4 protein-coding genes are annotated in these 2,186 nt (G+C 36.0%); all 4 read left to right on the forward strand.

Features of this window, described 5'->3' with window-relative positions; all coding sequences use genetic code 11:
* The coding region (locus DK861_RS16460) for a phage protein NinX family protein (RefSeq protein WP_109400786.1) at nucleotides 1-276 on the forward strand (276 nt) is incomplete at its 5' end.
* Complete coding sequence (locus tag DK861_RS16465) at nucleotides 263-865, forward strand: MT-A70 family methyltransferase (protein WP_109400787.1); 603 nt, start codon at nucleotides 263-265, stop codon at nucleotides 863-865. The genes DK861_RS16460 and DK861_RS16465, both read left to right, overlap by 14 nt.
* 33 nt (nucleotides 866-898) lie before the next feature.
* Nucleotides 899-1,144, forward strand: coding sequence for an excisionase (locus DK861_RS16470; protein WP_109400788.1), 246 nt, complete (start codon nucleotides 899-901; stop codon nucleotides 1,142-1,144).
* Nucleotides 1,101-2,102, forward strand: coding sequence for a tyrosine-type recombinase/integrase (locus DK861_RS16475; RefSeq protein ID WP_109400789.1), 1,002 nt, complete (start codon nucleotides 1,101-1,103; stop codon nucleotides 2,100-2,102). Before DK861_RS16470 ends, DK861_RS16475 begins: the two co-directional genes overlap by 44 nt.
* The last annotated feature ends 84 nt before the right edge of the window (nucleotides 2,103-2,186 follow it).

The raw sequence follows: 2,186 nt of genomic DNA on the forward strand, positions 1-2,186 counted from the left end.
AAATATTTTAGATTCTTACCTAACGGCGTTATTACTTATAATATCAAAGGTAAATATCAAGTATTCGACCCATGCAACAACCCAGCCGACGCAATGCCGATTATTATTGAAAATTTGATATCGTTAATGGCAGACATGTCAGAGGATGGGGGGTTAACTTGGTGGTGTGCAAGTGATATTTCAAATGGAATCACATCGAGATATAAATCGAACCCACTACGCGCCGCTATGGAAGTATTTCTATTAATGAAAGAGGCGGAGAATGAAAAAGTATGACTTGATATTGTGCGACCCACCTTGGTCTTACAATAACAAGGTTTCAAATGGCGCAGCAGATAATCATTACAACACCACCGATTTATATTCCATCTCCCGATTACCAATAGAAAAATACTCCTCTAAAAATGCCGTACTGTTTATGTGGTACACGGGAAACTTTGCACTAGAAGCTATTAAATTAGCCGAAGCATGGGATTTTAAAGTTAAAAATATGTTTGGGTTCGCATGGGTGAAATTAAATAAAAACGCAGGAGATAGAATAAATAAAAAACCACCAGAGGACTTTTTCGATTTTATGGAAATATTAAATAATGAGACGAAGATTAATTGCGGTAATTACACTCGTCAAAATATCGAAATGTGTTTAATAGCCATAAGAGGCAATGGATTACCTCGCAAGTCTGCAAGTGTTCGACAAGTTATTTACTCATGCCTTGGTGAGCACAGCGAAAAGCCAAAAGAAGTCCATCATCGTTTAGAGGAGCTATATGGAGATGTTCCTCGACTCGAATTATTCGCTCGTGATAAATACGGTGGTTGGGATGTATATGGCGACCAAGCAGAAGAAAGTATTCAATTAATATAAAAGGAAGATAAAAGTAAATAGGAGAAACAATAAATGAAGCGAATAACATTATTAGAATGGAATAATAGATATTTTGCTAAACCCAAAACACCACGAACTTTATATAGATATATTAGCGAGGGAAGGTTATACCCTGCCCCTGAAAAAGTTGGCGGTAGTTATGAAATCGAACCCTGGGCAATTCTAACAAATGATAAGTTAGTAAAGGATCAGAAGTCTTTGATGGAGAAAATTAATGGGCAGAAACAGAAGTGCAAAGAACAAGGGGCTACCGCCTAACTTGTATTTGCGTAAAGGGATTTACTATTACAGGGATGTAAGAACTAAAAAGGAATTTTCTGTTGGCTCAAACAAATCATTGGCAATAACCGAAGCCATACACGCCAATTTGGCTATTTATAAACCTAAAGAGTCATTAGTTGACAGAATTAATAATGTTCACTGTGTGACACTGCATGAGTGGCTTGATATTTATAGGGAAAAAATAAACTGTAGGGGGTTAAAAGAGAAAACAATCTACGATTACGAATCAAGAATAAAGTTAATTAAATTACACTTTGATGACTGTCCCGTTGAGAATGTAACGCCAAGAGATATAGCTACATTTATTTCAGAGTACCCAAAAAAGGCAATGGCAAAATTACTAAGATCCACCATGCTAGATGCCTTTAATGAAGCCATTGCGGATGGTGTAATAAAGGAAAATCCTGTTGCCGTGACAAAGCCGCCAAAGACAAGCGTTCAGCGATCAAGGTTATCACTAGAAGAGTTTAAATACGCCTTAAAGCACACAAATGACAAATATAGGTATATGTTCCTATTGGCGATACTTACAGCTCAACGCATTAGCGACATTACCAACATGAAATGGGATGATATAAAAAATGATAGGCTATATGTCATCCAAATAAAAACAGGCTCTAAAGTAGCAATACCACTCTCATTGAGGCTTGAATCTATCGGTTACTCTATTAGTGATGTTTTAAATCTCATAGATAGAAAGTCAGATAAAATATGTGGCAACACTACAGCAAAAACGCTGAGAGGTAAATTTATCGAAGCGCTACCTCAACACATAGAAAATAAACCAACATTTCACGAAATTAGAAGTTTATCTGCGAGATTATATGAAGAAGAAAAGAGTGCTGAGTTTGCAAAGAAAATACTTGGTCACAAATCCATGAGGATGACAGATAAATACCTTGATGATAGAGGGAGTGGCTACGTTGAATTGTGAGTTAATAGTGAGTGATTATGAGTATTGGTATATATCGCATTGATTTTTAATATAAAAAAATGAACACCACTATAATCCAATAAG

Source organism: Proteus sp. TJ1640 (assembly GCF_003144445.1).
Classification (GTDB): Bacteria; Pseudomonadota; Gammaproteobacteria; order Enterobacterales; family Enterobacteriaceae; genus Proteus; species Proteus penneri.

Bases quoted from the DNA above. Each gene is read 5' to 3' on its own strand.
- DK861_RS16465 (WP_109400787.1), top strand. From the start codon at position 263: ATGAAAAAGTATGACTTGATATTGTGCGACCCACCTTGGTCTTACAAT.
- DK861_RS16470 (WP_109400788.1), top strand. From the start codon at position 899: ATGAAGCGAATAACATTATTAGAATGGAATAATAGATATTTTGCTAAA.
- DK861_RS16475 (WP_109400789.1), top strand. From the start codon at position 1,101: ATGGGCAGAAACAGAAGTGCAAAGAACAAGGGGCTACCGCCTAACTTG.